Below are 26,392 nucleotides of genomic sequence, written 5' to 3'. Positions count from 1 at the left end.
CCCCGCACAATCCCTCAGACGTAGGTCGCCTTGAGACGTTTCTCCGCTTCCGCCAGATCCTTGGGAGGCTTGGTGGGTTCGATACCGACGAGACGGGCAATATTGTTACCCAGATAGTCTTCGAGAATATCTTCACTGAGGTTCATGCCCTGCGGCTCGGGCGAACACAGAACCTCCAGTTCGCGCAGCCACATGCCCGGATTGTTCGGCGGCGAATCCGTTCCGAACACGATCTTGTTTGGCGGCAGTTGCTTTGCGAACTCCACGATGCGCGACTGGAAGCACCAGCCGGACTCGCAATAGACATTCGGTGAGTCCATCGCCATCCAGAACGCTTCGAACGAGTAGTTGCCGCCCGTCTGTATCCCGAAATGGCCGATGATGAAGTTTACCATCGGGAATTCGCGAATGATGGGATAGAATTGCGTCGGGATCGAATAGGGCCCGTCACCCGTGTGGATAAGCACGACGACGCCCAGCTCCGCACATTTCTTCATGGCAGGCCGGAGCCATTCCAATGCCCGGTCGGGGCGATAACCATGCATGTTGGAATGCAGCTTCAGCATTTTGAAGCCGTATTCCTTGACGTGGAATTCCAGTTCTGCAGCCCCGTTCTCCGGACCCCAGCGAGGATTGAAATTGAAGTTGCCGATGAAGCGGTCAGGATATTTCTGACAAAGCTCGGCGACGTAAGACATGTAATCGCGAATGCCGTCGCGCCCGCGGCGGTTACCATCGCGATAACCCGTATTGCCGGGTGGCGGCTGAATGAAGCCCATATCGATCCGGCGTGGCTTGCCGTTGATCATATAGGGGCCGTCCATGAGCTTCAGCATACGCTCGCCGGTGAACGGTTCACCGGTATGACGCCAAGCCTCGTCGACGAGATTGGTTGGATGCAGATGGGTGTCGATGATCATGTGGATTCTCCGCTGAACTAGGCAAGGGTCGCCAGGTAGTGCTTGTTTTCGATGCCATGACGTTCAAGTTCGGCGACTGCATCCTGATAGGTGGCGGGCGGAGGGGTTGGCTCCATGCCCAACATGCGGGCGAGATTGTTGCCGAGGTAATCCTCGAGCGTGTCCTCGTCGAGGTTCATCCCTTGCGGCGGTTCGTGGCAAAGCACTTCCAGAAGGTTCAGCCACATGCCCGGTTCGTTGGGCGGAGTGTCTGAGCCGTAAAGAATCTTGTGCGTCGGCAAATCCTTGGCAAATTCAACGATACGCGACTGCAGGCACCAACTGCTTTCACAGAATACGTTCGGATATTCCATTGCCCATTGGAAAGGCTCGAAGCAGTAGACCCCTCCCGTCTGCACACCGAAATGCGCCATGATGAAATTGACGTCTGGATATTCCTTGATCAGCGGAATCCATTCCGTCGGAATGCTGTAGGGGCCGTCACCCGTATGCAGCTTGACGAGCACGCCAAGCTCCCGACATTTGTCGAGTGCAGGGCACAGCCAATCCTTGGCGCGATCGGGCCGGTATGCGTGCATGTTGGCCTGCAACTGAACCATGCGGAAACCGTGTTCCTTCACGTAACGCTCGATGGCCTCGACCCCGTTGCGCACGCCGCAACGCGGATTATAGACGAAGCAGCCAATGAAACGGTCCGGATATTTTTGAACCATTTCAAGCGTATACGCCATATAGGCATCAATGGACTGACGCCCGTCGAGTTCCCCGTCCGTCCATGTGTAGATGGTGTTGCCTTGTGGCGGCTGGATGAACGCCTTGTCGATGCGGCGCGGTTTGCCATTGATCGTATAGGGGCCGTCCATCATTTGAATCAGGCGCTCGCCGCTGAACGGATCGCCATCATGCTGCCAGGCCAGATCGACCAGATTGGTCGGATAGCAACTGGTATCGATGATCATTGATTGGTCTCCTTTTCCCGGTCATGAAGGACCGATCCACGAGAAAACCAACTGCGTCCCCCTTTGGTGCGACAACCGTTCGCCAAGCGACGGCAGGCTTATTTTTCGACAGCAGTGATTTTCGTCACTACCCACTATCGTCGCATAGATGGTGAGACGTACAATATCGCTTTCAGTACATGGTGAGACGATTTCGATATGATTGGGGCGCAGTTTCGACATCTGTCCGCCCTGCCCGGAAAAGCAAAATCAGGCAATAAAAAAGCCGACCCAAAGGTCGGCTGTAACTCGCGTGGTACAAAACCGTCGCTGGCAGTCACTTGGCAAGCTGCTTGCTCCAGTCGAACAGCATGGTTGCGCTGAGAACAGCGAAGATAAGGATGATATCGAACACGAAAACCTCGAAAATGGGAAGCCACAGGGCCTTGTTGAACGGGCAAGGATTTACCGGTCAGCATCCCTTGAAGATCTCCCAGATCTTCATCCCCACGCTTGACGTGGGTCTCATAAACGCAAGACGGCAGTGAAATCAAGACGCATCCAGCAACAGAGTTTCGTATTTTCAAGGACTATCGCCCCTCCCCCTTTGAGACGTACAGTATTGTTTGTTCCGGTTGGCGAGAGGTTTTCGATATGGCTTACAATCATCTGAAACCGTTCGATCTGCGAACGCTGCGTTACTTCCTCGTCGTCGCGGAGGAACTCCATTTCGGTCGCGCCGCCGTACGTTTAAATATGTCGCAGCCTCCTCTCAGTCAGCAAATCAGACAACTGGAAGACCGTCTCGACGTTGTGCTGTTCAAACGTAGTCATCACAATGTTGAACTGACTGCGGCCGGCCTGGCTCTGAAGGAGCAGGCTCCGCTGATCTTCCAGCAGTTGGAAAAAGCTGTGGTCACGACCCGTATGACTGCCGCAGGTTCCACCGGTCGACTGGACATAGGAGTGATCAGTTCATCACTGGTCGGCATCATTCCCAGGGCGCTTGATATCTTCACCAGTCGTTATCCCGATGTCGACTGGCAGCTTCACGAATTGACGCCAGCGCTCCAGATACAGGGATTGCTCGAACGTCGCATTGATATTTGTCTTTTTCGCATGCCGCCGCATCAGGAAGGCCTGCAACGGGAAATCATTATGCAGGAAGCGCTTATGGTAGCTATGCCGAGATCGCATCCTCTCGCCAGTCAAAACACCGTCTCCCTGATGCAACTGAAAGATCAACCGTTCGTCATGTTCGGCCTGCATCAGTCGAGATTTGCAGATTTCCTCTATCAGTGTTGTGTTAAAGCCGGATTCACGCCGAGAATTCGCCAGCAGGTCGTCGAGGTACAATCTCTTCTAAGCCTCGTCGGCGCCAACATCGGCGTCGCCCTGTTGCCCGCCAGCATGCGGCAACTGGCGCAGCCGGAAGTGGTTTTCAAGCCGATTCATCCGTCACCGCCAGAGATCCCATTATACGCGACCTATCGCGCAGGAGACACCTCACCAACACTTAAGCGTTTTCTGGCGATAATTGGTGAACTGATAACCGAACACCAGATAAACACGGCCTCCGATGAATCAGACCGACAAATCCAATCGGTTTTTGAAGCGCAGGAGAGCAACACAGATTGAAGGCAACAGCATCCTTCATACCAGGGCGCTGAGATGCTAACGCATCACGCCCTGAAAATGCTCAATCGCCGCACAGGCTTAACCAAAACTCGATGAGCCAAACTCATCGAGTTTTGGTATTAGAAGGACGCGCAAAGAGATGGGGCTGAACAAAAGTCCAGCCCCGCTTATTCGTTCTTACTTTGCTTCGATAGCCTGAAGACCGGCAAGGGCGCATTCCGCATCGGTTGCGCCGGATGGTGCACCGCCGACGCCAATGCCTCCGACCAGCGCGTCGCCGATCTTGATCGGCAGTCCGCCCGCCTGAATGACGAAGCGAGAATCCATGTCCCGCATGCCATTATTGGCCGGCTTCGACGCGATAAACTCTGCAAGTTCACCGGAATCGCGACCCAGAGCTGCTGACGTGAATGCTTTTCCTTCAGCGCTATTACCGGTATGCGGGCCGGAAAGGTCGGCCTTGAGCAAAACCTTGGTCGATCCATCGCGGGCCACGACTGCGACGCTCACATTGTTGCCCTTGGCGACACAGGCATCCAGCGCAGCCTGTGCAGCCTTGGTTGCGAGATCAAGCGGCAGATAGGGCGTGGTGGGAAGCGTTTGAGCGAAAGCGGTAGCCGGAGCCATCGACAGGGCGATTATTGCAAGTTTACGGATCATGGTCGTTCCTCGGTTGTGATGAGAAACATTTAGTCGCCGCCAGCGTCCAGCGAAATCCGTAGCATTTACGATCTTATCGGTAGTTCTACGGATTTGGCTGCCCCTCCAGCCACAAACGGGTCATTTCCGCTTGTGAGGTTGTACCCAGTTTCGCGCCGATGGCCGCACGGTGGCTGTCTATCGTGCGGGGCGACAATTCAAGACCATCGGCAATTTGCCGGGTAGTAAATCCTTGCGCGATACGGTCAAGAACCTCGCGTTCACGTGTTGTCAGCGTATCGAGCAGTGCCAGCGTTTCGGCTCTCAGCGCCTTGCTCCCCAGCCTGTGTTCAAGCAATTGCTGCGCTTTCTGGATTGCATCGATCAGATCCTGCTCATCAACGGGCTTGGAAAGATAATCCACCGCACCATTTCGAAAGGCGCGACGGCAGGCTTCGATATCGCCATGGCCGGAGATGATGATCACCGGCCAGTCAATCTCCTGCCCGGCTAACAGCTCCTGGAGTTTCAGCCCCGTCATGACCGGCATGCGAATGTCGAAAATCATACATCCCGGCTTCAGCCGCGGCAGGTGGGCCAGAAATGCCGAAGGATCGGCAAAACTCCTGACCTCGATGTCTATAGTCGACAAAAGAAGGCCAAGCGACTTTCGTACTGCTTCATCGTCATCGACGAGATAGACTGGCTGAACCATTCCTCTTAACTTCCTGCGTCTTCAGCAATTGGAAGCACAACGCGAAACAGCGCGCCGCGCTCCTGTGGAATATAGGAAATCTCGCCGCCAAAACGCTCGACCAGCCGCTGGCTGAGCGCCAGACCGAGGCCGGTCCCTTCCGGGCGGCTTGTGGTAAAGGGGGTAAAGAGGCGCGGCAAGAGTTCAGGCGCAACGCCGGGACCATTGTCCGCAATTTCCAGAATGGCTATCGGCCCGTCAGCTTTCAGGGATGCATTTACCCGCCGGTCCTGATCATCGTCATGAAAGGATTCAATCGCGTTGCGCAGAAGGTTGAACATCACTTGCTCCATTTCTACCGGATCAACCGCAGCCATCAAAGGTGTTTCCGGCATCACAAGCTCAACTTTGACATTCTGCCGGGTCGCTTCCGAAGCCAGCAAGGTCTGCACATTTTGAAGCGACAGGCGCAGATCGGCAGGTGCCGTCTGTCGCCGCTGCGGGCGAGACCAGTTGCGCAGCCGATCCAGAATGGCCGATGCACGGCGCGCCTGGTCCACCATATCATCCAGCGCTCCAGCGAGAGCCTCCGTATTGTTGCGAATCAACAAGCGGCGCCCCGCCTGCGCGCCAGCGAGAATTGCCGTTAGGGGCTGTGTCAGTTCATGCGCCATGCCACTTGCCATCTCACCCATCGTGTTGACGCGAGAGGCATGGGCGAGCCGGGCCTCAAGGCCGCTCAGTTCCGCCTGACGTTCCGCATGGCGTGTGCGCTGTGTCTGGCGAACGATGACCAATCCGCCGAAGAACAGTAAATTCGTGAGGGTGAGAATCGCAATCAACTGGTCGAGTGGCAACAGATCGGTCCATCCCATTGCGAGAGCGGTCTGGAAAAGAAGCGGCTGTGTAGCACTGCCCAGTTTCTTGGAGAAGCGCGCTTCGCCGAACGAGGCCGGGCTACTGAACAGAACGGTTCCGTCGGGCATGACGAGGCGTCGGGCAACGCCCTTACGGCTCCAGAATGCGTCGTCAGAGGTAATCAGGCTGCCAGCATTGATCGCCAGAGCCAGGCCGTCATGCGGATTATCCGTATTCGGGCTGCGTTTTACGATCAGATAATGTCCGGGCCGTTCTGCCGGTGCCAACAGTTCGGGAACGCCGCGGGACGAGCGAGCCGCCGCCCGTATGGCGTCGACCAGTTCCGGTTCCAGCTTTCTGGTGCCGGTCACTGGGGCGGTTGGCTCCATCGGCACCAATTGAATTTCATCTATGCGCGGATAGAAACGAATGATCGTTGCCGCCACTTCGACGAAAACATCGTCCTGCGAGAGATCGGCCGTTCGCGCCTTGGATTGAGCAATCGTCGAAAGCGCCGTCAAATGGGCATCGTGCTGGTCAGCACGTTGTGAAGCCTCGCGGTGCAACGTAAAGCTGGCGGCCTGAAGTTCGGACAACAACGCGGCACGCTGATAGAGGACAAGGCTACCTATCGCCAGAATATTGAACAGCAACCACATGAGGATCGGAAGTGCGGCAGACCGGATGCTTCTATTGTGGAGGTTCATAAATTGCATCCCGGTATCAGTCGCTGTTCAGACAGAATATCGCACCAACTGATAATCATAATATTATTCAGTCTTGTGAGGTTATTGGAGTTTCACGAGGCTGGCAAATGCGGTGTCTGCTGGAAAAACTATGGTTTCACGGCCGCCCGAAAAGCCCCTGCCAGTTTTTTGACCGCGATCTCGATTTCTTTCGGCGTGTAGGCCGCAAATCCCATCAGGAAACCGGCTTTTCCATTCCCGGCGGCGTAAAGCCCGGACAGGCCGAGGAGGTCGATGCCGACACGTTGGGCAGCAGCAACAGCATTACGCTCCCATAGATCGCCGGTGAGCAGGCAAGACATTTGCAGGCCTCCGGCAGATACTTGTGGCTCAACAAAGTCAGCCAGATGTTTTTCGATCAGTCCCGCCAGTACATCACGCCGTTCGGCATAGATGCCCCGCATGGCCCGGACGTGTGCGCCAAAATGTCCGCCCTCCATGAACCGGGCAAGCGTCAACTGCGCTATTGGTGCGGAATGCCCGTCGAGCAGAGTGCGCGCAACCGTCATCGGTTTGACCAGTTGTGGCGGCAATACCATGTAGCCGATACGCAGACCCGGAAAAAGTGATTTGGTGAAAGTGCCGATATAGATTGTCCGGTCATGCCGGTCGAGGCCTTGCACGCAGGCCATCGGCTTGCCAGCGTAGTGAAACTCGCTGTCATAATCATCCTCGATAATCCATGTCTGCTGGCGGGCAGCCCATTCGATCAGTGCCAAGCGACGATCCAGCGACAGGGTCGCACCGGTTGGAAACTGGTGCGAAGGCGTGAGAAACACGGCTTTGGCTTTGCTCGTTTCGCTTACCATCCGCTCGATCACAATGCCCTGGTCATCCACTCCGACCGGGATGGCTTCAAGTCCGGCGGCATCGAACGCCTTGCGTGCGCCGTAATAGGCAGGATCCTCGATGAAGATCCGGTCACCGGGATCGAACAGCATGTTTGCACATAAAGTCAGTGCCTGTTGCGAGCTGGTGAGGATCAGCAACCTGTCGGGTGTCGCGCGTCCGCCGCGTTCCAGGTTCATGTATTCGGCGACAGCGCTCCGCAAGGGCCCTGTCCCCTGCGGAGCGCCATGCAGAAGCACCTGCGTGCCGGTTTCCTTCAACACCTGCCGCTCCAGACGCTCCCAAAGCTGAAGCGGGAAGTTCCGGGTTTCTGGAACGCCGTGGGCGAAAGGCCGTGGTGCCAGCAGCTCGCGCACGCCACCGCTGTGAAACATGACCGCTCCGCGCTTGCTCAGGTTGGGCGCCTGATTGCGCAAAATAGCATCGCGCTGGGAAACGCTGTGTCCGGGCGTAAATTCCGTTATCTGCGCCACAAAACTTCCGCTGCCCACCCGGCGGTCGATGAAACCCTCGGCATGCAACTGCGCATAAGCCGCTTCGATCGTGTCTCGGGACACGCCCAGCGATTTGGCGAGACCACGCGAAGCCGGAAGCGCCTTTCCCGGTCCAAGCGCCCCATCAACGATCAATTGCCTGATCGATCGTTGAATGCGGGCGTGGAGCGGCATGGCCGCATGGGCAGGATGGGCAATCCACGCCTTCACAGATTCAAGTTGGGAGTTCTTGAACAAATGGTCTGGTCCTAAATGGAAAAATGGATGGGATCATCAGGCCATTAAACGACTAATTGTCAAGACATCTTGTCGGCCATGCGCCTCGATTCCCAGGAGGTTTCCCAGGATGGTTTCATCCCGTGCATCAACATCAAAAATCCGCTTGAGCGATCTTACCCATCCCATTGTGGCCGGGCTGATCTCCGTCATCGTCAACTATGGCGGCACATTTATTCTTGTTTTTCAGGCTGCAAAGGTCGCAGGATTGAGCCCGGAACTGACGGCCTCCTGGGTCTGGTCGGTCTCTATCGGCGTCGGCTTGACCGGTCTTTACCTTAGCTGGCACTATCGCGAGCCGATCATTACCGCCTGGTCGACCCCAGCCGCTGCCTTTCTTGTCACAGCGCTTGCCACCACATCCTATGCAGAGGCGATCGGTGCCTACATGATTTCGGCTTTCGCCTTCATTATCCTCGGTGTGTCGGGCTATTTCGAGAAAGTCATCCGGCTGATACCACCGGGTATTGCTGCAGGTCTGCTTGCTGGCATCCTTCTGCAATTCGGAATCGGAGCCTTCGGCGGTGCCACTATTGATCCGTTGCTGGTCGGACTGCTGATTGTTGCCTACGTCGTTTTGAAACGGCTATCCGCTCGCTATGCTGTGGTCGGCATTCTCGTGCTCGGAGTGGCCTTTCTGCTTCTGCAAAACCGGGTCGACCTGTCTGGATTGCGGCTGGAATTTGCAGCTCCGGTTTTCACCATGCCCGAATTCTCTCTCAATGCCCTGCTATCCGTCGCGCTGCCATTGTTCCTCATCACATTGACAGGGCAGTACATGCCGGGGATGCTGGTTCTACGCAATGACGGCTTCAAGACCAGCGCCAATCCAATCGTCACCGCAACAGGTCTCGGTTCGCTCATCATGGCGCCCTTCGGATCGCATGCCTTCAACATTGCGGCAATCACGGCGGCGATCGCGACCGGACCCGAAGCACACGAGAACCCATCAAAGCGCTGGATCGCCGGTATTGCAGCGGGCGTGTTCTACGTTCTCGTCGGCATATTCGGTGTGACACTCGCCGCTGTCTTCATGGCATTTCCGGCAAGCTTCATTACAACACTCGCAGGTCTGGCCCTGCTGGGCACGATAGGAAGCAGTCTAGCTGGTGCCATGTCAGACCCCGCACATCGTGAGGCCGCGTTGATCACTTTTCTGGCCTCGGCTGCAAACATCAAGCTCTTCGGTATCGGCGGCGCTTTCTGGGGGCTGATAATCGGACTTGTTGCCTATATCGTTCTCAACGGTCGCCTGCCGCGCCGTGAACGGGCCAAACTGAGCATGAGCGAAGGAGCTGCGAAATGACTACAGAAATCAAGGGAATGACCACCTCCATCATTTCAATCCAGAGCCAGGTCGTGCACGGGCATGTCGGCAACAGTGCTGCCGTTCTGCCGATGCGAGCCCATGGGTTGAATGTCGCCGCAGTCCCCACGACTTTGCTGTCGAACAATCCGCATTTCGAAACCATGCGCGGGCGCGTTCTCGAATCCGAACTGGTTGGCGATCTGCTGCGCGGCGTTGAAGAACGGGGGCTGATTGAAACAAGCCGCTATATCGTTTCTGGCTATCTCGGCTCTCGGGCCAACGGGGATGTTGTCGCCGCGTTCGTCGAACGCGCGCGCAAGATCAATCCGGACATCAAATACATTTGCGACCCGGTGATGGGCGATATGAATCTGGGCATTTTCGTCGCCGATCAGGTGGTGGCCTGTATCATCGAGAGACTTGTTCCGCTCGCCGACCTGTTGACCCCCAACCAGTTCGAGCTGGGTCTTATTGCGCGTACCAAAGTGATGTCCTGGCCTGTACTTGAAATGGCAGCCGCTCAGGTGCAGGCGCTTCGTGGCGCAAGGCTGGTCGTGACAGGCTGCAATCTGGCGGACACGCCAGACGGCTTGCTCGAAAATATTGTCTTCGACCACGAAACCTGCACGCGGCTGACCTCACCGCGCCTGCCGATCGTTCCGGTCGGGACCGGCGACCTTTTCACAGGCCTTCTGACCGCCAAACTGACGCGAGGGAACACGCTGGTCGAGGCTGCGCGCGGCGCTGCCGCTAGCGTGTCCGAAGTCCTCCGGCGCACCATGGAGGCGGGTGAGCAGGACATGCAGCTTGCCAGTGTCATCGACGTCCTCCGCTCCTAGAGCAGTTCCGGTTAAAAGGAAGCCGGTTTAACCGCCCTCTCTCTTTCTTCCCGCTTCTCGTCTCTAACAAATGTGCCTGATCCATGCCGACGCACGACAATTCCGGCGAACACCAACATGCCGATTGCCTCTCTCAAGGTTGCACGAGAAACCTTGAGATCATCGGCCAGATCAGCCTCGTTTGGCAGGCGCTCGCCTCTGCGCCATCGCCCTTCAAGGATCGCAAGCCGCACTGTCTCCGCGACTTGTATCACAAGCGGCTGCCTGTCTAATGGGCGCAGCCATTCTGCTGGCCCATCTCGTACCATCTCGTCTTTTGCCATGCTCAACCCGTCTGCGTGGCGGTGTCGGTTGTGGAAAGCCGCATCGCATAGCGGCGCGCCAGAACAGCGCCCACCAGAATCTGGATCTGGTTATAGAGCATGATCGGCAACACGATCATGCCGAAGCCGGACAGGCCAGCGAACAGGACCTGAGCGAGTGGAAGCCCGGATGCCAGGCTCTTCTTGGACCCGCAGAACACAGCCGCAATCTCATCTTCACGGGTAAAGCCCAACCAGCGCGAGCCAACCATCGTAAAGCCAATCACGCCCGCCAGAAGAACGACGCAAAGCACGATTGCCATGATGAGCCCCGATGGTGGCAAAACCTGCCAGAGTCCGGCGGTGACCGATTGGGAGAAAGCCGAATATATGATCAGCACAATCACCGACTGATCGTAATTCTCCAGCCAGTGCTTGCGCGTCGAAAGGAACGGCCCGAGCCAGCGATGGCAGGCTTGTCCCAGACCGAACGGCAACAGCAATTCAATCACCACATCGCGCAAAGCCTGCCCCAAATCGATAGACCCGGATGAACGCATGAAAATCGTCATCAGAAGCGGCGTCAGCAACAATCCGAAGACATTCGACCCAGCCGAATTGCAGACGGCAGCCGGCACATTGCCCCTTGCCAAAGCGGTGTAGGCAATCGAACTGGAAATTGCGGAAGGCAGAACGCCCAGATAGATGAAACCAAGGACAAGATCCGGTGGCAGGATGCTTTCGGGAACGAGCCGCAAAGGCTGCACGATCAACGGGAAAACGATAAATGTCGTCGCGAAAATAAACCCATGCAATTGCCATTGCTTCAAACCTGAAACGATCGCCTTGTGAGACAGGGCCGCTCCGTGGCCGAAAAACAGCAGGGCAACGCCGATAGTTCCCAGCATACTGACAATGTCTGCTGCGTTGCCGGCCGCCGGAAAGAGAGTTGCCAGAACAACCGCGGCAATCATCAGAATCAAAAAAGGATCAAGGCGCATCTATTCGTCCACCATTGGTTCGTCGGCCATTCGTCAGCTTGACCGACCCTTGTTTGGGGGATAGGTCTTTGCGCAATTGGTCTACAAATTGGTATGGATAGCTGCCGGATGACAGATCGCATTCCGACCGCCGAAGCGATGCAACGCATGCGGAGGCTGCTCGTGGAGAAGAACTTCGGGCCGCAGGATAAGATCCCGCCCGAGCGGGTTTTGTCGGCGACACTCGGCTGCAGCCGCGAAACGACGCGAAAGGTGCTACGTCAGCTTGAGATCGAAGGCACGGTGTGGCGTCATCAGGGCAAGGGCACCTTCATAGGCCCTCCCGAGTCGAACATCGAACGGCCCATAGACCGGATCATCGAATCCGCATCCGCTCAGGACCTCATGGATGCAAGACTCGTCTATGAGCCAGCGCTTGCCGCGGCTGCGGCCCAATATGCCACGCAAGATGACCTCGCCACCTTGCGCAAGCTTGCTCTGGCGACTGGTACAGCCCGCGATTGGCGGGAATATGAACGTTTGGACGATGCCTTTCACAAGGCAGTTGCGCGCTCGAGCGGAAATGCCCTGCTCGCCGCAATCTTCAGCTCTCTCGCCTCGGTTCGTGGACGCTCAACCTGGCAGCGGAGACATGATGCGATCTTTCGGGAGGCCCGTAAACGCGAATATGCGACCGAGCAAAGCGCGATGCATCTGGCAATCGTCGATGCAATCGAAGCACGGCAAAGCGACCGAGCTCACCACGCCATGCATGCTCATCTGGAAGCCATCCGCACGCTGGCTCTAACATCCCGCTGATACGGATCAACCCGCCGCCCGTGATCGACGGCGACAGGTCCAAGAAGCGTTAAACTGAAGTCGCCTACAGGCTGTTCACCAGACGATGCGAGACGTTTTTCACAACCGTATAATGATGCAGTCCTTCGGCTCCGCCTTCGCGGCCAAGTCCGCTGTCCTTGACGCCGCCGAACGGGGTTTCGGCAACGGAAGCTTCGAGCGTATTGATCGAGACGTTTCCAGCTTCCAGCCCCGTCATCAGACGATCCACATTTTCCGCTGAGTTTGCGAAACCATATGCCGCCAGACCGAACGGAAGCGAATTCGCCTTTTCAATGGCCGCATCGAGAGACGCAACCGGATTGATCAGCGCCAGCGGACCGAATGGCTCCTCCGACATCGCGCGAGCATCGTCCGGCAGTTCAGCCAAGGCTGTTGGTGGGAAGAAATAGCCATTATTCTTCAGGCGACGGCCACCGAAAAGCAGTTTCGCACCTTTCGCCTCTGCATCGTTCACCAGTTCTTCCAGCGCCATGACGCGGCGATCATTGGCAACGGGGCCCATCTGGACACCCTCATCCATGCCGTTACCGACGCGGATCGACTGGGCCGTTTCGATGAAAGCCGTAGTGAAACGTTCATAATGGCTTTCATGAACAAAAAAGCGCGTCGGCGAGGTGCAGACCTGACCGGAGTTTCGGTATTTACGGCGTGCAGAAGCGATACCCGCGACGACCGGATCGGCATCCTCGCAAACGATGACGGGAGCGTGGCCGCCAAGTTCCATCAGCGCCGGTTTCATGTGGCGCGCAGCGATCTCGGTCAGATGTTTGCCAACGGCAGTCGATCCGGTGAACGCGATTGCCCGGATTTCAGGTCGCGGAATGAGAAACTGCGAAATATCTGCGGGTACGCCAAAAACCAGATTCAGTACACCGGCTGGCAGTCCCGCATCTTCGAACGCACGCGCGATATAAGTAACGGCGGTCGGCGTTTCCTCGGAGGCTTTCAGGATGATGGAGCAACCGGCAGCAAGAGCCCCTGCAATCTTGCGCGCTGGCTGGCTCATTGGAAAATTCCAGGGTGCGAATGCTGCGACCGGACCGATCGGCTCATGCATAACGATATAACGGATACCGGGTGCGCTCGGAATCACACGGCCATAGAAACGAATGCATTCGCCAGCATCCCATTCGAAGAATTCGCAGCCGCGAATAACCTCAAGTCGGGCTTCGGTGATTGGTTTCCCGTTTTCCAGCGTGATCGCGCGCGCGATCTCTTCCTGCCGTTCGCGCATGAGCGCCGACGCCTTCATGATGATCGCAGCACGGGCGGCAGGCGCCGTATTGCGCCAGATCTGATACCCATTCCACGCCGCCTGAAGGGCTGCCTCCAGATCCTCCCGTTCCGCGACCGCAACCTGCCCGATTTCGGTCTCATCCGCAGGATTGATAATGGGAAGCGTATCGGCGGTCTTGCGCCATTCACCGCCTATGAAAAGCTGCACGTCGGATTTTTGCATCAGAAAGCCTCTGCAATCTAAAATTTCGGGCCCACGCCCAGATCATCGTTACAGTCAGAATGGGATGTTTTAATTCATGCGACAATTCATCTTAAAACCATATATCTATGAGGATTATCGCATAAGTTAATAGGTGCATTGACAAGTTTTGCCCGAGCGAAGCCACCAGCCGCGCAATGTCGTGCGGCCAAACGATTTCCGTTTGGAAGTCAGTCAGCCGATATTTCGAATGCCGGCGAGCAGTGCTTGCGACATCTCGGTTTCAGGTGAGCACCAGTCCATCAGAATATTGTAATGGTTCCGGTTTGCGACCTCGATTGCCTTCGCTTCCCCGCCTACTGCGGCCCAGCAATCAGCATAAGCGCGCGACTGGCGTTTGAAGCCGTCCGCTTCATCTTCTGACCATGCCACCGTAATCGGACAACCGCGCACCGGAATGTGCCGGATCGGGCTAAGCTGATCAACATCGGCCGGACTGAGATTCAGCCACTCCTGCGGGAAAGTTGCCGCCAGTGGCGCAAGCTCGAAAAGCCCGCTGACCGGCATGGCAAACTTCACAATATCCGACGGCAAACCGAAATCGCCATGCCAGCCTTCCGCAAGAAGCGCACCGGCGAGATGACCGCCCGCCGAACTCCCTCCAACCGATATCCGGTCCGGGTCAAGGCCATATTCCTGCCCGTGATGCCAGACGAAGGCGAGAGCAGCACGCACCTCCCGCGTGATTTCCGCGAGCGATGCTTCCGGCGCCAGACGATAATCGACCGCGACGGTCGCAATACCTTCGGCCGCAAGCATTGCAGCCATCATGGCGGAATCCTCCTTTGACAGAGCCCGCCAGTAACCGCCGTGAATGAACACGAAAACCGGACTTAGCCCGCTTCGGGAAGTTGGGCCGAAAATATCGATCCGTTGTCCACTTTCTGCGTCATAGACCACATCGAAATGTCGGCCCCAATCGGCCCGCGGCGTAACACTTGCCTCGCGATAGCGCACCATTTCGGCGGCAAAGGCTTCCGGTGAAACCGTAGCCTTGGCATTGTAATCGCGATCAAGTCGTGCAGGGTCGAAACCCGCTTCTTCAGCCAGATGCTGCATGTAATGTTTGTTCTTGCACATGTCTTCATTCCAAGGCCGGTTCCCGTTTTGGGGAAGTATGTTCTAGAGCGGTTCCGGTTAAAACAGAGTCGTTGGAACCGCTCTATCCATTTGTTTTTACGCATGTCTTTATCCCGAAACCGGTTCCCACTTTCGGGAGACATGCTCTAAATTGCCGTAGTGGCGATCCGGTTCTCGATCAGGCGGACGAGATTGAGCGCGGTCATTTCAGACGATTTCGGGTTGGTCGCCAATGGACCGTTTTCAAAACGCAAATGCATCCTGCCGAAATCGCCTTCGGCAATGATTTCATGCATGTTGAGGCGCGCCGCCGGGTCTGCAACCAGTGTGACACGCGTGTGATCCAGACCAATCCCGGCAAGCGAAGTAATCACCGCGACATTGGCATTTTGCGGAAAAACATCCGCGGCCTTGCGAGCGGTATCCGTGAAGAAGACCGTGGCTTCACTGATTTCATCAAGCGGTATCAGTTGGGCCGCCGGTGTACCTGCCCAGGCTTTTGCGGGCTTGATGATGCGATGCTCGACGCTTGCAATCGAAAGTCGGCTTGCTGCCGACAGCGCGTCGATGCCACCCAGCGCGCCGGGTGGAATAATCAGTCTCGCACCGCTGGCCGCAGCAGCATCCTTCAGCCTTTGAAAGATCGCGTCTTCTACGAAAGCCGATGTCGATGAAACCGCGAAATCCATTCCGGCGGAAAGGGCCGCCTCGCCCCAAGGCAAGACGCTGGGACGACCTGCCGCCTCCACCACAAGGCTCGCGCCGGTGGCTGCAAGCTCGGCAGGATCTTCGATGAGCATAGCACCAGCAGGCAGTCCGTCACGGGATGCCGACCTGTCGCGTACCGCCACAGCGCCGATCCTTACGGTACTTTTTCGCTCAGCAAGAAGTTCTGCGACCCGCTTGCCGATAGCACCCCATCCGACGAGGATGATTGTCTCAGATGCCGACATAGGCATGCACCTGGTCACGGTCACGTTCCAGATCGGCACTCGTTCCGCGCCAGACCGTTCGGCCTTTTTCGACAATATAGTGCCGATCCGCCAGCTTCTTCAAAACCGCGATATTCTTGTCGATCAGGAGGATCGACTGGCCCATTTCGCGCAATTGCATGATGCAGTGCCAGATTTCGGTACGGATGACGGGGGCAAGACCTTCCGTCGCTTCATCAAGGATCAGAAGATGCGGGTTTGTCATCAAGGCACGCCCGATGGCCAGCATTTGTTGTTCGCCGCCTGAAAGCGTGCCCGCCGTCTGGTCCGCCCTCTCCTGCATACGCGGGAAAAGTGCATATATCTTTCCAAGATCCCACGGCGACTGCCGCTTGCAGCGGTTTGATGCGGTTGCGATCAGATTTTCCCTCACCGTCAATGTCGGGAAAATCTGCCGTCCCTCCGGCACAAGGCCGACACCGAGACGCGCCACTTTTTCCGGGCTGTAGCTGGTCGTGTCGCGACCTGCGATCTGGACTTGCCCACCTTTGGGGGCAAGCAGACCCATCAAGGTGCGTATGGTGGTGGTCTTGCCCATGCCATTGCGGCCCATGAGCGTGACCAGTTCCCCCTCGTTCACTTCCAGCGAGACATCAAACAATACCTGTGAATGGCCATAGGCGGCCTGAAGCCCTTCGATTTTCAGCACAGTTCCTCCTCCCCGCCGAGATAGGCTTCCCGCACAGCTTCACTTGCCCGAATGTCTTCCACCGTACCTGTGAGGATGAGGCGACCATAGACCAGCACCGATATGCGGTCAGCGAGCGCAAACACCGCCTCCATATCGTGCTCGACGAGCAGCATCGAAACCTTGCCGCGCAGCCCCTGCAAAAGCTCGATCATTTCCTGGCTTTCGACATGGCCGAGACCAGCCATCGGTTCATCGAGGAGCAGAAGCTTCGGCTTTCCGGCCAGCGCCATCAGCAGTTCCAGCTGCTTGCGCCCACCACTCGATAGATCGCCTGCAAGCTTCTCCGGGTGATTGGCCAGACGGCTTCCGGCAAGGATTGCATCAACCTCACGCCAGATGGCGCTGCGGCCTTTCAGACTGTCGAGAATCCGGAAATTGTGCCCCTCGCGCGCCTGCACCGCCATGGCGATATTCTGGCGTACACTCATATCGTTCAGGAGCGTCGATATCTGGAATGTGCGTCCCAATCCACGCCCGACACGCGTGGCCGCTGGCAGTTTGGTGATATCTTCGCCCATCAGGCTGATCGTTCCCGATGTGGGCGTCAATTCACCGCAAAGCTGGTTGATGAGCGTGGACTTGCCCGCTCCGTTCGGACCTATCAGGGCATGGATATGCCCTTCCGTAACGTCGAGCGTCACATGATCCGTCGCAACCAGACCGGCAAAGCGCTTCACCAGATCGCGGACCTGCAATATCGCAGTCATGCGGGCACCTCCACCTTGCGGTCTTTGCAAAACGGACGGCAAAGCGCACGCCAGCCGCCGACGATGCCGCCTTTGGTTCCCAAAACCACGACAAGCAGAATGATGCCCATGGCGAGCTGCCAATGCTCGGTCCAGGAGGCGAGATAGGTCTGGAGGATCAGGAATGCAGCCGCGCCCCAGATCGGCCCGAAGAACGTGCCGACACCACCCAGAATGACCATCACCATCAACTCTCCCGACTTGGTCCAGTGCAGCGTATCCGGGCTCGCAAACCGCATGAAAATAGTGAGAAGCGCGCCCGCCAGACCAGCGCCCATTCCGGCGAGGACGAAGCCATAGAGCTTGTAGCGATAGGTTTCGATTCCCATGGCCGTCATGCGCCGCTCGCTCTGGCGAATGCCGGAAAGCACTGCGCCGTAGGACGAATGCACGACCCGCCAGAGGAAAGCGAAATACAGGATCATCGAGACGAGTATGACATAATACATCGTCGTCTTGTCACGCAGGCTGAGGCCGAAAAGATCATTTGCCCGGCGCACGATGATACCGTCTTCGCCGCCATAGGTTTTGAGCGAAACGAAGAGGAAGAACAGCATCTGGGCAAAGGCGAGCGTAATCATGATGAACTGCACGCCTGAAGTGCGCAGTGCCAGCGCGCCAATCACCAGCGCTGCAAGACCTGCCACCAGCATTGCCGCCGGAACGGTGATCAGGAACTGGTCGGAACCCGGAATAAAGCCGAAAAGCATAGTCTCCTCGGCGTGGTGAAAATAAAGGATACCCACGACATAGGAGCCGATGCCAAAGAAGGCGGCATGACCGAAGGAAACCATCCCGCCATAGCCGAGGATCAGATTAAGGCTGGCCGCAGCGATGGCATAGATCATGATCCGGGCGACAAGGCTGGATGCAGCCGTCTGCCCCAGCGCTTCGACACCAAAGGGGAAAAGTGCGAGCACCACGCAGCCGAGAAGAACGAACAAAAAGCGATATGACATGATTCAGGCTCCCACCGGAAAGAGGCCTCTCGGGCGGAACAGAAGAACGATGGCCATCAGCAGATAGATGCCCATGGAGGCGATGCCCACGCCAAGCGCGTCGGCTTCGGCCCCGGCCATGAAGTGGCGCAGAATGGAAGGCAGAAAGGCGCGCAGGCAGGTATCGATAATGCCAAGCGAAATCCCGGCAATGAAGGCTCCCTTGATCGAGCCGACGCCGCCGATAACCACAACCACGAAGGTGGTAAGCAGGATCTGCTCGCCCATACCGACCTGAACGGCAAGGATCGGCCCGGTCATGAAACCGGCAAGCCCGGCAAAGGCAGCGCCCAATGCAAACACCAGCGTGTAGAGCAGGCGGATATCCACGCCGAGCGCGCGCACCATGTCGCGATTGGTCGAACCTGCGCGGACCAGCATGCCGATGCGGGTGCGGTTGATGAGCAGATAAAGACCGCCAGCGACCAGCAGGCCAGCCACAATGATGAGCAGCCGGAACGGCGGATAGCTCAGGCCTGAAAACAGCTCGATCGGCTGCGAGAGCGATGCGGGCAATTGCGTGAAAATCGGTTGACGGCCAAAGATCAGCACCGTCAGCTCATTGAAAATCAGAATGAGCGAGAAAGTCGCCAGCACCTGATCCAGATGATCGCGCTGATAGAGCTTTCGCATGATGCCAAGCTCGATCACGATACCGGCAATCGTCGCGGCCAGAATGGCTGCGGGCAGGCCCAACCAGAAATTTCCGGTCTGCACCGCCACCCAGGTGCCGATGAACGCACCGATCATGTAGAGCGAACCGTGAGCGAGGTTGATAACGCCCATGATCCCGAAGATCAGCGTCAGCCCTGCCGCCAGAAGGAACAACATGATGCCGTAGAGAAGGCCATTCAAAAGCTGCTCGAAGATGAGTGTCATTGGAGAAAACGACCTTCATGAGAAATGAAAAGAAGCGTGGCGCGCGCTTTCGCGCGCGTCGGACGGTGGCTGTCAGAGTTTGCACTCTGCAGAATAGGAATCACCGTAATTTTCGATTAGCTTCTTCTTAATCTTGGTGGTCGGATTGCCATCCTCGCCCTTGACCACATCAAGGAGATACCAGTCCTGCAACGGATGCTGGTTCGGACCGAAGGCAAAATTGCCGCGTACCGACTGGAAATCCGCCTTACGCAGCGCTTCGCGCACCGTATCCATATCGTCAACGCCGCCGGTCTGCTTCAAGGCAGAAGCAATCAGACGAGCCACGTCGTAGCCTTGCGTGCCGTAATAGGTCAGCGGCCGGTCAGGATAAGCGGCTTTCCACTTTGCCACGAGTTCCTTGCTCGCTGCATTGTCCATATCCGGGCTCCAGTGGCTGGTGGCCATGATGCCGACCGAAGCGTCACCCAGTGATTTGAGGATCACCGCATCGCTGGACGGTTCGGAAAGAACCATCGGAATCTTGCCGAGAAGACCAGCCTGCTGATACTGGCGCATGAACGCAATACCCATGCCGCCCGGATGAAACTGGAAGACCACATCGGGGTTTGCGGCGCGAATCTGCGCCATCTCAGCCGAATAGTCGGTCTGGTCGAGCTGGGTATAGATTTCACCAACAACTTCGCCCTTGAACCGGCGCTTGAAGCCTGCCAGCGCATCCTTGCCCGCCTGATAGTTCGGCGCAAGAATGAAGGCGCGCTTGAAACCTTCCTGCTCAGCAGCAATCCCCGATGCCTCATGGAGTGAGTCATTTTGCCAGGAGACCACAAAGTAATTCGCATCGCAGCCCTTGCCCGCCATGTTCGACGGCGCGGCGTTGGCGCTGATATAGATACCGTCATTGTCGATGATATCCGGCACCGTTGCACCGGCAACATTCGAGAAGATGATGCCAGTAAACAGCTTGACGCCGTCTTCCGACATGAACCGCTCGGCGATCTGCCGTCCGTTGCCGGGCTTGGCCGCATCGTCCTCGACCTTCAGTTCAACCGGCACGCCACCGAGTTTGCCGCCTTCTGCATCGATGGCAAGCTTCATGCCATCGCGCACGTCCTGACCGAGATAACCGCCCGGACCCGATAGGGTCGTAATCACGCCAATCTTGACAGGCTCGGCGGCAGCAGCGCCAGTCGTCAGCCCCGCCAGCAGACCGATCATCAGAAGTTTGTTTCTCATTTCATTTCCCCTTGTCTTTTTATGCTTATGCATGGACGCCCGACAGTTTCGCCGGGCGCACCCCATCAAAGCGCGACCCAACCTTCCGGCGGGTTCTTGCCAGGATGAACGGTGTTGCAATGCGGGCAGGTCCGCAGCTTCTCGTCATTGTAGAAAGCGGCGTAAAGCGGCGGCAGATCCTCGACGATGGACTCCAGATCTACTTCGGCGCGATGAACGAGGCTGCTGCATTCGAAGCAATACCATTCGACGGCATCGAGAGCACCTTCTGGACGGGCCGGTTCGATCACCAGCCCGATGGAGCCTTCCTGCGGGCGTTGCGGCGAATGACGGACATGCGCGGGCAGAAGGAAGATATCGCCTTCGCGGATCGGCACATCGTAAAATTCGCCCGTCGACGTATCGTGCAGCTTCAGCAGCATGTCGCCCTTGAGCTGGTAGAAAAACTCTTCCACCGGATCGTCGTGATAATCGGTGCGCTTGTTCGGACCGCCGACGACCGTAACCATCAGGTCCGCATCCTTGAACACCAGTTGATTGCCGACAGGAGGCTTCAGCAGGTGCTTGTGTTCATCGATCCATTTTTGAAAATTGAAGGCGCTTAGTTTTGTCATTCTTGTTCCCCTTTTTGGTTCGATCAGGACAGTTTGAGACCGCAGCTATCAAATGCCTCCCGGATTGCCCGTTTTTCAGTATCGGTCAGCTCAAGCATCGGCGCGCGAACAGGTCCACCAACCTGACCGAGCAGCTCCTGCCAGTATTTTTGATGCGAAGTGGGCTTTTCAGCCGGTCGCGTCGACTTGAAGGCATGACGGACAGGTTCCAGACTTTGCCAGACGGCGCGCGCCTCAGCCTCTTTGCCCGCAAAGGCCAGATCGGTATAATCGCGCATGCGGCGATCAAACTTGGTCTGCAGCGTATAGGGTGGCGAAGAGCACAAATAAAGCTGCCAGCCCAGTTCGAGAATATTGTCCAGCCACTCGTCTTCGGATGCGGTCGAGACCAGAATGCGGTCGCCCGCCAGTTCGGTGAGCTTGCGATACATATCGCGCGGGACAGAATATTTGATCGCGACGACCGTTTCTATATCGGCCAGACGATTGCAGAGCTCAGGGCTCATCAGATAGCCGCTATCGGGATGCGACCACAGCGCAAGACCGATATCCACCTTCGAGGCAATCGTTTCGTAATAGCGCAGCAGCGTTTCATCCTGCGCACGCAGGAAATGCAGAACCGGCGCATGAACGACGATATAGTCGGCGCCGCTGGCCTGCGCATGTTTGGCCAGATCGATAACCACATCCATGTTCTGGTCCGAGCAGGACATGATCGTCTGCGCCTTGTCACCAACTGCCGAAACAGCCAGATCGAACATGCGCTTGCGCTCGTCAACCGACATGGAGAAGAATTCGCCCTGCTTTCCCGCGACGAAAAGTCCGTCAATGCCCAGATCGTTGATCCAATGGTCGACATTCTTGCGAAAGCCGCCTTCATCGATCGATCCGTCCTCGTTGAAAGGCGTGTTTGCCGCAGCCCAGATACCGCGCATCGTAGCGCGCGAATGGGCCTTGGCGTTCTGACGGTCATACTTCATCGGAATCCTCGCTTCGGGGGCGGGTCACTCCATACCCGCGTCTTCCTGATCGAGCCTGACTTTCTTTCATTCGGGAAGTCTTGTAAGTAGAATATATTCATAAACAAAAACTCATAAGTGAGCCGATGCGCCCCACTCTCCGCCAGATCGAATGTTTTCAGGCCGTGGTCGAACTGGGAAATTTTTCCCGCGCAGCCGAGCGTGTCAGGACGACCCAGGCCAATCTTTCCCACACCATCCGCGATCTAGAGACGGTGCTGGATACGCGTCTGTTCGACCGGACGACGCGGCGTGTCAGCCTGACCGATGCAGGGCGTGCCTTTGCCGAAGGCGCGCTTGCCGGTCTTGCCGAAATTGATCGCGCCGCCGAAGTGGTGCGCGATCTGGGGAAGTTGCGGCGCGGTCAGGTCAGTATTGCCGCCCCGCCATTGCTGTGCACGACAGTGCTTCCGCGTCTGGTTCGCCGTGTGGCCGATGAACACCCCAACCTCGTCATCAAGATCGAGGATGTCGGGCCCGAAATCGTCATCGAACAGGTTCGCAACGGGCGTTGCGATCTGGGCGTCGGCACCTTTTCCGGTGAAGACTCGGACGTTGAAAGCCAGACGGCACTGCGCGATCAGTTGATGATATTCGTTTCGCCCGATCACGATTTCGCCGGATATGAACAGGTCGGCTGGTCCGAACTCGACAATCAGCCGATCATCACGCTCACGCAGAAGAGCAACATCCGGCTTTTAACCGAAATCGGCTTCGAACAGGCAAAACTGGCACTTCGACCGCATATGGAAGCCAACCAGATTCATACCGTACTGTCACTGGTGGAGGTCAATGCCGGCATCGCAGTTCTACCCGCCTATGCCTTCACCGCCTTGCGCGGTCGCGGCATCGTGGCCCGCCCCCTGACGGACCCCGCCATCGTGCGTGAGGTTCGCCTCATCACGCCTCGTGACCGCGAACAATCGGCAGCAACCGTCGCCGTGCGTTCGATCCTGCGGAACCTGCTTCGCCAGATGATCCCCGAAATTCCAGGAACGGGCAGCGCGAGCTAGGGCCTTTTGAGCTTGCTTCACGAGCCTTTGCGCGCTCATATGAAACTGCACTGCTGTTTAGAATCATCTGTAAAAGTCGATACTGAACAACATACCGCCGAAGGTCGGTCGCGTCGCCAGCAAGGGAATGCAGCCTCATGAATACTTACGGAAAACTATTTTCAGCCGCGCTGGTCGCGGCTGCGCTCAACAGCACGGCAGTTGGACAGGTCTTTGCCAAGACATTGATCTATTGCTCCGAGGCATCTCCTGAAATGTTCGATGCAGCGCAGACGACATCCGGCGCCGTATATGACGCATCGGCGCGCAATGTTTCCAATGGACTTATCAAGATCAAGCGCGGCTCGACGGAGCTGGAACCCGGTCTCGCGGAAAGCTGGGACGTTTCTGCCGACGGCAAGGAATACACGTTTCATCTGCGAAAGGGCGTGAAGTTTCACACCACAAGTTTTTTCACCCCGACGCGTGAATTCAATGCGGACGATGTGATCTTCACGTTCGACCGTCAGGGGAACAAGGACAATCCCTACTACAATCAGGGCGCATGGCCGCAATTCGGGGCCTATTCCTTTCCTTCGCTGATCGAGAAAATCGAAAAGATCAACGATCACACGGTCAAGTTTGTGCTGGCGCATCCCGAAGCGACCTTTATCTCGACGCTGTCGCTGACATTCGCCGTCATTCAGTCCAAGGAATATGCCGACAAGCTCGTCGCGGAAGGCCGCATTGCGGAATTCAGCCAGCAGCCCGTCGGAACCGGCCCCTATCAGTTTGTCGCCTATCAGAAGGATAGCGCCATCCGCTACCAGGCCAATCCCGATTACTGGGCGGGCAAGCAGAAGATCGACAATCTCATCTTTGCGATCACGCCGGATGCAGCCGTGCGCTATCAGAAGCTGAAGTCGGGCGAATGCCACGTCATCGCCGCTCCCAACCCTGCCGATATTGCGGAGATGAAGAAGGACCCGGCTGTTGAAATGCTGCACAAGGAAGGTTTGAATCTGTCCTTCCTTGCCTATAACACCCAGCAGAAGCCGTTTGACGACGTACGTGTCCGCAAGGCGCTGAACATGGCGGTCAACAAGGCCGCGATCATCGATGCGGTCTATCTCGGCTCGGCAGTCGTTTCGGTCAATCCGCTGCCGCCGAGTGTCTGGGGCTACAACAAGAACGTCAAGGATGATCCTTATGACCCCGAACAGTCGCGCAAGCTGCTTGATGAAGCGGGCGTCAAAGACCTGAAGATGAAAATCTGGGCGATGCCCGTGCAGCGGCCCTATATGCCGAACGCGCGCCGCGCAGCCGAACTTATGCAGTCCGACTTCGCCAAGGTGGGCGTAACGGCGGAAATCGTCACCTATGACTGGGGTGAATATCTCAAGCGTTCGCTGGAAAAGGATCGCGACGGCGCCGTCATGCTTGGCTGGACCGGCGGCATCGCCGATCCCGACAATTTCCTCGCAGCCCTTCTGAGCTGTCAGGCCATCGGCAGCGCAAACCGCGCAAACTGGTGCAATCAGGATTTCGAGAAGCTCATTCAGGCAGCCAAGCTGACGACCGATCAGGCAGAACGCACCAAGCTCTATGAGCAGGCGCAGGTCGTCTTCAAGGAGCAGGCCCCCTGGCTGACAATCGCCCATCAGATCGTCGAACAGCCGATCAGCAAGAAAGTCAAAGACTTCCGCATCGATCCCTTTGGCGGCTATCTTTTCGAAGACGTCAACATCGAGGAATAAGTCTTTTCCTGCGCCGGTTCGACAACTGGCGATAAATTCCGGGTGGCGGGCCTAAACGCCCGCTATTCTTCTTTCGTGCTCAGATGAAATCCGAGCCAAGTTGACCAATAGAGCATTTTCAATTTAAGCGAATTGCTGAAAATGCTCTATCTATTTGTTTTTACGCATTATCCGACGCAAAACCGCTTCGCACTTTTGCTGGAAATGCTCTAGCCGAGAAAACAAGATGGATATCGTAGACCGCTTTCTAGCCTATACCCGCATCAACACAACCGCTGTGCCGAATGCAGGCAAACTCCCGTCGAGCGAAGGGCAAACCGATCTCGCAAAGTTGCTCGCCAGCGAAATGCGCGCCATGGGCATGGAAGTCGAAGAGCGTGACCACTCGATCGTTGTTGGCACATTGCCTGCCAATGTCTCGAATGCCGATCAGCAGTTTCCGACGATTGCATGGGTCGCCCATCTCGATACGTCCAGTGAATATACGACCGACACCCGCGCCCATGTGGTCGATTATCAGGGTGGGGATATCCTGCTCAATGAAGCGACTGGCGCCGTCATGCGACTTGCCGAATTTCCCGAGCTGGAACGTTATGTCGGAGACAGGATCATCGTGACGGACGGCACCAGCCTGCTCGGCGCCGATAACAAGTCCGCCATCGCCGAGATCATGCATGCCATGCAGGTCCTGACTACTCACCCCGAAATCGAGCACGGCACAGTCAAGGTGGTCTTTGTTCCCGATGAGGAAATCGGGTTGCTTGGAGCCAAGGCGCTCGACGTCGCGTCACTGAAAGCCGATTTCGCCTATACGCTCGATTGCTGTGCGGTTGGCGAGATCGTGTATGAGAACTGGAACGCCGGTGAATTCCGCCTCACCTTCAAGGGCCAGCCAGCCCATCCGATGTCGGCCAAGGGCAAATTGCGCAATGCCATTCTCTATGCCCAGCAATTCATTGCAATGATGCCAGGCGGCGAACGCCCGGAATATACGGAAGGCACTGAAGGCTATTATTGGGCCAAGGGCATTCAGGGGACCGTTGCCGAGACAAGCCTCATTATCGATATCCGGGATTTCACGAAGGACGGTTACGAAACACGTCGTGCGTTCATCGAGAACCTCGCCGCAAGTTTCAACCAGCTCCATGGCGACGGCACAGTTCATGTAGACTACAAGGCTGTCTATCGGAACGCCGCCGAAAGCCTGCAGGGCGAGAACCGTTATCCGGTCGTGCTTGCCCTTCAGGCCATGAAGGCAATAGGCCTGACGCCCACACCGCTGCCTATGCGCGGCGGTTATGACGGTGCAGTGCTATCCGAAAAAGGGCTGCCGTGCCCGAACCTGTTCTGCGGCGCGCACAACTTCCACTCAATTTACGAGTTTCTGCCAGTCGGTTCGCTTAACAAGGCCTCCGAAATGGTCATTGAAATACTGACGAGCGCACGGACAAACGACAAAAGCGCTGGTTGATCAGCCTCAATAGCGAGGAGACGTGACGTCATCTCGTCTCCTCGCTTCTATACCCTCAGCTACCGCCGAAGTGGTT

Annotated in this window: 25 protein-coding genes; 7 read left to right on the top strand and 18 right to left on the bottom strand. The window is 56.8% G+C overall.

The annotated features are described in order from the left end of the window. Positions 1-14: 14 nt before the first annotated feature. Together ACYSN1_RS19595 and ACYSN1_RS19590 are read right to left on the bottom strand one after the other, a co-directional pair. Positions 15-920, bottom strand: a complete 906-nt coding sequence (locus ACYSN1_RS19595) for an amidohydrolase family protein (protein ID WP_105543700.1) — start codon at positions 918-920, stop codon at positions 15-17. 17 nt (positions 921-937) lie between these two features. Further along, positions 938-1,879 (bottom strand): amidohydrolase family protein, encoded by a 942-nt coding sequence (locus tag ACYSN1_RS19590; RefSeq protein ID WP_461727202.1) that lies wholly within the window; start codon positions 1,877-1,879, stop codon positions 938-940. 633 nt (positions 1,880-2,512) lie between these two features. Here ACYSN1_RS19590 and ACYSN1_RS19585 point away from each other — a divergent pair. Beyond that, complete coding sequence (locus ACYSN1_RS19585; protein ID WP_461727201.1) at positions 2,513-3,496, top strand: LysR substrate-binding domain-containing protein; 984 nt, start codon at positions 2,513-2,515, stop codon at positions 3,494-3,496. Between the two features lie 177 nt (positions 3,497-3,673). Here ACYSN1_RS19585 and ACYSN1_RS19580 read toward each other — a convergent pair whose 3' ends face one another. The 4 genes from ACYSN1_RS19580 to pdxR all read right to left on the bottom strand — a co-directional run bounded on the left by ACYSN1_RS19580 (position 3,674) and on the right by pdxR (position 8,013). Next, positions 3,674-4,156 carry a GlcG/HbpS family heme-binding protein gene (locus tag ACYSN1_RS19580; protein WP_461727200.1) on the bottom strand — a complete coding sequence of 161 codons (483 nt, stop codon included), beginning with the start codon at positions 4,154-4,156 and terminating at the stop codon, positions 3,674-3,676. An 85-nt stretch (positions 4,157-4,241) separates the two neighbouring features. Continuing rightward, a complete protein-coding gene (locus ACYSN1_RS19575) occupies positions 4,242-4,850 on the bottom strand; it encodes a response regulator transcription factor (protein ID WP_461727199.1) in 609 nt (202 codons plus the stop codon). 5 nt (positions 4,851-4,855) lie between these two features. After that, a complete protein-coding gene (locus ACYSN1_RS19570) occupies positions 4,856-6,394 on the bottom strand; it encodes a sensor histidine kinase (protein ID WP_461727198.1) in 1,539 nt (512 codons plus the stop codon). 128 nt (positions 6,395-6,522) lie between these two features. Beyond that, entirely contained in the window at positions 6,523-8,013 is a 1,491-nt protein-coding gene (gene pdxR / locus ACYSN1_RS19565) for a MocR-like pyridoxine biosynthesis transcription factor PdxR (protein WP_461727197.1), read from the bottom strand. 109 nt (positions 8,014-8,122) lie between these two features. Here pdxR and ACYSN1_RS19560 point away from each other — a divergent pair, with 109 nt between their 5' ends. Further along, a complete protein-coding gene (locus ACYSN1_RS19560) occupies positions 8,123-9,358 on the top strand; it encodes a benzoate/H(+) symporter BenE family transporter (RefSeq protein ID WP_461727196.1) in 1,236 nt (411 codons plus the stop codon). Next, positions 9,355-10,200 (top strand): pyridoxal kinase, encoded by an 846-nt coding sequence (pdxY, locus tag ACYSN1_RS19555; RefSeq protein WP_461727195.1) that lies wholly within the window; start codon positions 9,355-9,357, stop codon positions 10,198-10,200. The genes ACYSN1_RS19560 and pdxY overlap by 4 nt, the downstream gene beginning before the upstream one ends. Before the next feature lie 11 nt (positions 10,201-10,211). Here pdxY and ACYSN1_RS19550 read toward each other — a convergent pair whose 3' ends face one another. Both ACYSN1_RS19550 and ACYSN1_RS19545 read right to left on the bottom strand, forming a co-directional pair. Continuing rightward, positions 10,212-10,523 carry a GntR family transcriptional regulator gene (locus ACYSN1_RS19550; RefSeq protein WP_461727194.1) on the bottom strand — a complete coding sequence of 104 codons (312 nt, stop codon included), beginning with the start codon at positions 10,521-10,523 and terminating at the stop codon, positions 10,212-10,214. A 2-nt stretch (positions 10,524-10,525) separates the two neighbouring features. Beyond that, on the bottom strand, positions 10,526-11,503 hold the full coding sequence (locus tag ACYSN1_RS19545) for a bile acid:sodium symporter family protein (protein ID WP_461727193.1): 978 nt from the start codon (positions 11,501-11,503) through the stop codon (positions 10,526-10,528). A gap of 108 nt (positions 11,504-11,611) precedes the next feature. On the opposite strand from ACYSN1_RS19545, the gene ACYSN1_RS19540 reads away from it, so the two are divergent. Continuing rightward, positions 11,612-12,301: a FadR/GntR family transcriptional regulator gene (locus ACYSN1_RS19540; RefSeq protein WP_461727192.1), complete on the top strand. Its 690-nt coding sequence runs from the start codon at positions 11,612-11,614 to the stop codon at positions 12,299-12,301. A 64-nt stretch (positions 12,302-12,365) separates the two neighbouring features. Here ACYSN1_RS19540 and ACYSN1_RS19535 read toward each other — a convergent pair whose 3' ends face one another. The 10 genes from ACYSN1_RS19535 to ACYSN1_RS19490 all read right to left on the bottom strand — a co-directional run bounded on the left by ACYSN1_RS19535 (position 12,366) and on the right by ACYSN1_RS19490 (position 22,057). Then, positions 12,366-13,802 (bottom strand): NAD-dependent succinate-semialdehyde dehydrogenase, encoded by a 1,437-nt coding sequence (locus ACYSN1_RS19535; RefSeq protein WP_461727191.1) that lies wholly within the window; start codon positions 13,800-13,802, stop codon positions 12,366-12,368. A gap of 213 nt (positions 13,803-14,015) precedes the next feature. After that, positions 14,016-14,921 (bottom strand): alpha/beta hydrolase, encoded by a 906-nt coding sequence (locus tag ACYSN1_RS19530; protein ID WP_461727190.1) that lies wholly within the window; start codon positions 14,919-14,921, stop codon positions 14,016-14,018. A gap of 146 nt (positions 14,922-15,067) precedes the next feature. Next, positions 15,068-15,874, bottom strand: a complete 807-nt coding sequence (locus ACYSN1_RS19525; protein WP_461727189.1) for an aspartate dehydrogenase — start codon at positions 15,872-15,874, stop codon at positions 15,068-15,070. Beyond that, on the bottom strand, positions 15,861-16,562 hold the full coding sequence (locus tag ACYSN1_RS19520) for an ABC transporter ATP-binding protein (RefSeq protein WP_461727188.1): 702 nt from the start codon (positions 16,560-16,562) through the stop codon (positions 15,861-15,863). Before ACYSN1_RS19520 ends, ACYSN1_RS19525 begins: the two co-directional genes overlap by 14 nt. After that, a complete protein-coding gene (locus ACYSN1_RS19515) occupies positions 16,556-17,311 on the bottom strand; it encodes an ABC transporter ATP-binding protein (RefSeq protein WP_461727187.1) in 756 nt (251 codons plus the stop codon). The genes ACYSN1_RS19520 and ACYSN1_RS19515 overlap by 7 nt, the downstream gene beginning before the upstream one ends. Next, a complete protein-coding gene (locus ACYSN1_RS19510) occupies positions 17,308-18,309 on the bottom strand; it encodes a branched-chain amino acid ABC transporter permease (RefSeq protein WP_461727186.1) in 1,002 nt (333 codons plus the stop codon). The genes ACYSN1_RS19515 and ACYSN1_RS19510 overlap by 4 nt, the downstream gene beginning before the upstream one ends. Before the next feature lie 3 nt (positions 18,310-18,312). After that, complete coding sequence (locus ACYSN1_RS19505) at positions 18,313-19,227, bottom strand: branched-chain amino acid ABC transporter permease (RefSeq protein WP_461727185.1); 915 nt, start codon at positions 19,225-19,227, stop codon at positions 18,313-18,315. 72 nt (positions 19,228-19,299) lie between these two features. Next, complete coding sequence (locus ACYSN1_RS19500) at positions 19,300-20,463, bottom strand: ABC transporter substrate-binding protein (RefSeq protein WP_461727184.1); 1,164 nt, start codon at positions 20,461-20,463, stop codon at positions 19,300-19,302. A 65-nt stretch (positions 20,464-20,528) separates the two neighbouring features. After that, entirely contained in the window at positions 20,529-21,077 is a 549-nt protein-coding gene (locus ACYSN1_RS19495) for a 3-hydroxyanthranilate 3,4-dioxygenase (protein ID WP_461727183.1), read from the bottom strand. A gap of 23 nt (positions 21,078-21,100) precedes the next feature. Beyond that, on the bottom strand, positions 21,101-22,057 hold the full coding sequence (locus tag ACYSN1_RS19490) for a dihydrodipicolinate synthase family protein (RefSeq protein WP_461727182.1): 957 nt from the start codon (positions 22,055-22,057) through the stop codon (positions 21,101-21,103). Between the two features lie 125 nt (positions 22,058-22,182). On the opposite strand from ACYSN1_RS19490, the gene ACYSN1_RS19485 reads away from it, so the two are divergent. From ACYSN1_RS19485 to pepT, 3 genes are all read left to right on the top strand, one after another. Then, positions 22,183-23,109: a LysR family transcriptional regulator gene (locus tag ACYSN1_RS19485; RefSeq protein WP_140021696.1), complete on the top strand. Its 927-nt coding sequence runs from the start codon at positions 22,183-22,185 to the stop codon at positions 23,107-23,109. A gap of 137 nt (positions 23,110-23,246) precedes the next feature. Further along, complete coding sequence (locus ACYSN1_RS19480; protein ID WP_461727181.1) at positions 23,247-24,845, top strand: ABC transporter substrate-binding protein; 1,599 nt, start codon at positions 23,247-23,249, stop codon at positions 24,843-24,845. A 226-nt stretch (positions 24,846-25,071) separates the two neighbouring features. After that, the gene (gene pepT, locus ACYSN1_RS19475) at positions 25,072-26,316 is read left to right on the top strand and encodes a peptidase T (protein ID WP_461727180.1); all 1,245 of its coding nucleotides are present in this window, start codon (positions 25,072-25,074) and stop codon (positions 26,314-26,316) included. Positions 26,317-26,392: the final 76 nt, after the last annotated feature.

The organism is Brucella sp. LJL56 (assembly GCF_054871705.1).
This window is presented reverse-complemented; position numbering and strand designations above follow the sequence as displayed.

Excerpts from the sequence above, each read along its gene's own strand:
- ACYSN1_RS19480 (WP_461727181.1), top strand. The coding sequence starts at position 23,247 with ATGAATACTTACGGAAAACTATTTTCAGCCGCGCTGGTCGCGGCTGCG.
- ACYSN1_RS19515 (WP_461727187.1), bottom strand. The coding sequence starts at position 17,311 with ATGACTGCGATATTGCAGGTCCGCGATCTGGTGAAGCGCTTTGCCGGT.
- ACYSN1_RS19550 (WP_461727194.1), bottom strand. The coding sequence starts at position 10,523 with ATGGCAAAAGACGAGATGGTACGAGATGGGCCAGCAGAATGGCTGCGC.
- ACYSN1_RS19585 (WP_461727201.1), top strand. The coding sequence starts at position 2,513 with ATGGCTTACAATCATCTGAAACCGTTCGATCTGCGAACGCTGCGTTAC.
- ACYSN1_RS19495 (WP_461727183.1), bottom strand. The coding sequence starts at position 21,077 with ATGACAAAACTAAGCGCCTTCAATTTTCAAAAATGGATCGATGAACAC.
- ACYSN1_RS19560 (WP_461727196.1), top strand. The coding sequence starts at position 8,123 with ATGGTTTCATCCCGTGCATCAACATCAAAAATCCGCTTGAGCGATCTT.
- ACYSN1_RS19595 (WP_105543700.1), bottom strand. The coding sequence starts at position 920 with ATGATCATCGACACCCATCTGCATCCAACCAATCTCGTCGACGAGGCT.
- ACYSN1_RS19545 (WP_461727193.1), bottom strand. The coding sequence starts at position 11,503 with ATGCGCCTTGATCCTTTTTTGATTCTGATGATTGCCGCGGTTGTTCTG.
- ACYSN1_RS19505 (WP_461727185.1), bottom strand. The coding sequence starts at position 19,227 with ATGACACTCATCTTCGAGCAGCTTTTGAATGGCCTTCTCTACGGCATC.
- ACYSN1_RS19590 (WP_461727202.1), bottom strand. The coding sequence starts at position 1,879 with ATGATCATCGATACCAGTTGCTATCCGACCAATCTGGTCGATCTGGCC.
- ACYSN1_RS19535 (WP_461727191.1), bottom strand. The coding sequence starts at position 13,802 with ATGCAAAAATCCGACGTGCAGCTTTTCATAGGCGGTGAATGGCGCAAG.
- ACYSN1_RS19540 (WP_461727192.1), top strand. The coding sequence starts at position 11,612 with ATGACAGATCGCATTCCGACCGCCGAAGCGATGCAACGCATGCGGAGG.
- ACYSN1_RS19525 (WP_461727189.1), bottom strand. The coding sequence starts at position 15,874 with ATGTCGGCATCTGAGACAATCATCCTCGTCGGATGGGGTGCTATCGGC.
- ACYSN1_RS19530 (WP_461727190.1), bottom strand. The coding sequence starts at position 14,921 with ATGTGCAAGAACAAACATTACATGCAGCATCTGGCTGAAGAAGCGGGT.
- pdxY (WP_461727195.1), top strand. The coding sequence starts at position 9,355 with ATGACTACAGAAATCAAGGGAATGACCACCTCCATCATTTCAATCCAG.
- ACYSN1_RS19490 (WP_461727182.1), bottom strand. The coding sequence starts at position 22,057 with ATGAAGTATGACCGTCAGAACGCCAAGGCCCATTCGCGCGCTACGATG.
- ACYSN1_RS19570 (WP_461727198.1), bottom strand. The coding sequence starts at position 6,394 with ATGAACCTCCACAATAGAAGCATCCGGTCTGCCGCACTTCCGATCCTC.
- pepT (WP_461727180.1), top strand. The coding sequence starts at position 25,072 with ATGGATATCGTAGACCGCTTTCTAGCCTATACCCGCATCAACACAACC.
- ACYSN1_RS19510 (WP_461727186.1), bottom strand. The coding sequence starts at position 18,309 with ATGTCATATCGCTTTTTGTTCGTTCTTCTCGGCTGCGTGGTGCTCGCA.
- ACYSN1_RS19580 (WP_461727200.1), bottom strand. The coding sequence starts at position 4,156 with ATGATCCGTAAACTTGCAATAATCGCCCTGTCGATGGCTCCGGCTACC.
- ACYSN1_RS19575 (WP_461727199.1), bottom strand. The coding sequence starts at position 4,850 with ATGGTTCAGCCAGTCTATCTCGTCGATGACGATGAAGCAGTACGAAAG.
- ACYSN1_RS19485 (WP_140021696.1), top strand. The coding sequence starts at position 22,183 with ATGCGCCCCACTCTCCGCCAGATCGAATGTTTTCAGGCCGTGGTCGAA.
- ACYSN1_RS19500 (WP_461727184.1), bottom strand. The coding sequence starts at position 20,463 with ATGAGAAACAAACTTCTGATGATCGGTCTGCTGGCGGGGCTGACGACT.